Genomic DNA, 2,180 nt, shown 5'->3' with positions numbered 1-2,180 from the left:
GGTTCCGGCGCGGCGGGCGGCTGCGTCCGCAGGTGGCGCTGACGGTGGGGTTGGAGTGGCTGGCCGGGGTGCCCGGCGCCCCCGGCCCGCTGCTGGCCCGGTTCGGGGCGGTGCCGTCGCCGACCGCGCACCGGCTGATCTGCGACGGTGATCTGACCCGGGTGATCACCGACACCGCGACCGGGCTGCCGCTGGACGTGGGGCGCCGGGCCCGGCTGGCGGTGCGCCGGCAGCGCCGGGCGCTGGCCACGGTGTTCGGGTGTTGCGCGTTCCCGGGGTGCGAGGTGCCGTTCAGGTTCACCGAGATTTCATGTGCGCCGTGAGGCGCTGGTTGGTCGAGTGGAGGTGAGAGGCCTTCGCCGCAGTCCCTGACGCAGCAGGGCTGCGTAGCCGGGGGGCAGCCCGACCCGGGAGGTGCCGGGGAGGGTGGCAAGCGGCCCCCGACAAGGCCGGGACGCGCCAGCACCGTCAGATGGTGCGGGTCCGGTTGGGCGAGTCGAAGAGGTGTACGCGAGGAACCGGTGTGTGAAGCCGCCTAATGGTGTACCAGCTCGAACCTGACGGATGCGGGCTGGGAGCGGCGCGTACCCGCCCCGACGGGCGGGGAACTTCTGGCTGGGCTGTGAATCCCGGGCCGGGAGGCCACGGTGATGTGCTGCGGGGTAGCCGTGGCGATGCCGCGGGGGTAGAGCCGGGCGCCTCCTTCGACGAGCGATCGATCAGTGAACACGGGAACCGTCTCGGCTCTCGCTCCGTCCGCGCAGCCGGCGCGGGGAAGGGGCTGGGTGCACCGTCGGCCGATCGGGCCGGGACGGGGCGGAGCCGCCGTAGTAGTCCGGGGCCGGGAGAGCCGGCCACATGGCGAAGGGCGGCAGCGAGATCAGCACGGAGGGACTGCAATGTCTGAAGACACCGCGGTGAACACCGCGGTCGGATGGCCGGACCCGGAGTGGGCCGACTACCTGGTACAGAAGATGCAGACCAAGCTGCACCGGTGGGCGAGGGCCGATCCCGGCCGTCGCTTCAATGATCTGTACAACCTGGTGCACGACCCGGCGACGCTGACCATGGCGTTCGCCCGGGTCGCGGGCAACGTCGGGGCCCGCACCCCGGGGGTGGACGGCGCGACCGTCTCCCGGATCCGGGCGGCGGGTGTGGAGGCGTTCCTGGACGACATCCGGGTCCGGTTGAAGGCGCGGCAGTACCAGCCGCTGCCGGTGGCGGAACGGATGATCCCCAAGACCGGTGGGAAGCTGCGCCGGCTGGGCATCCCGACCATCGCGGATCGGGTCGTGCAGGCGGCGCTGAAACTGGTGCTGGAACCGATCTTCGAGGCGGACTTCGTGCCGTGCTCGTACGGGTTCCGACCCAACCGGCGGGCACACGACGCGATCGCCGAGATCCAGCATCGCGGCACCCAGGGTTACCGTTGGGTGCTCGACGCCGACATCGAGGCGTGCTTTGACTCCATCGACCACACCGCCCTGATGGGCCGGGTGCGGGACCGGGTCAAGGACAAGCGTGTGCTGGCCCTGGTGAAGGCGTTCCTCAAGGCCGGGATCATGACCGAGCTCGGCGACCTCGAGGACACCGAAACCGGCACCCCGCAGGGCGGCATCCTTTCGCCGCTGCTGGCCAACATCGCCCTGTCGGTGCTCGACGAGCACTTCGACAACCAGTGGCGGTCGTGGAGCCCGCAGCACCGTGCCACCCGACGGCTGCGTGGACGGGGGACGTGGCGGCTGGTCCGCTACGCCGACGACTTCGTCGTCTTGGTCCACGGCAGCCGGGACAACGTCGAGGCGGTACGAGAAGAGGCGGCAGGGGTGCTCGCCCCGATGGGTCTGCGGCTCTCAGCAGCCAAGACCCGGGTGGTGCATATGCGCGACGGGTTCGACTTCCTCGGCTTCCGGATCGTCTGGAAGCGGAAACGGGGAACGGGCAAGTGGTACGTCTACACGTTCATCGCCGACAAACCAGTCCGCGAGTTCAAACGGAAGATTCGATCACTGACCCGCAGGTTGTCCCAACTCGACTACAGGACCGCGCTGACCCGGATCAACCAGATCCAGCGCGGGTGGGCCAACTACTTCAAGCATGCGGTGGCCAAGCACACCTTCGACAACCTCCGGGCCTTCGTCTGGTGGCGTGTCGTCCGCATGGTGATGCACCGGCACCGC

General features: G+C 69.9%; 2 protein-coding genes. Both read left to right on the top strand.

The window, feature by feature from the left end; all coding sequences use genetic code 11:
• The coding region (locus VF468_31070; protein ID HEX5882727.1) for a hypothetical protein at nt 1-323 on the top strand (323 nt) is incomplete at its 5' end.
• 651 nt (nt 324-974) lie between these two features.
• The coding region (gene ltrA / locus VF468_31065; GenBank protein HEX5882726.1) for a group II intron reverse transcriptase/maturase at nt 975-2,180 on the top strand (1,206 nt) is incomplete at its 3' end.

Source organism: Actinomycetota bacterium (assembly GCA_036280995.1).
Lineage (GTDB): Bacteria > Actinomycetota > CALGFH01 > CALGFH01 > CALGFH01 > CALGFH01.
Note: the sequence above shows the minus strand (reverse complement) of the source record. Positions and strands in the feature narration are given on the sequence as shown.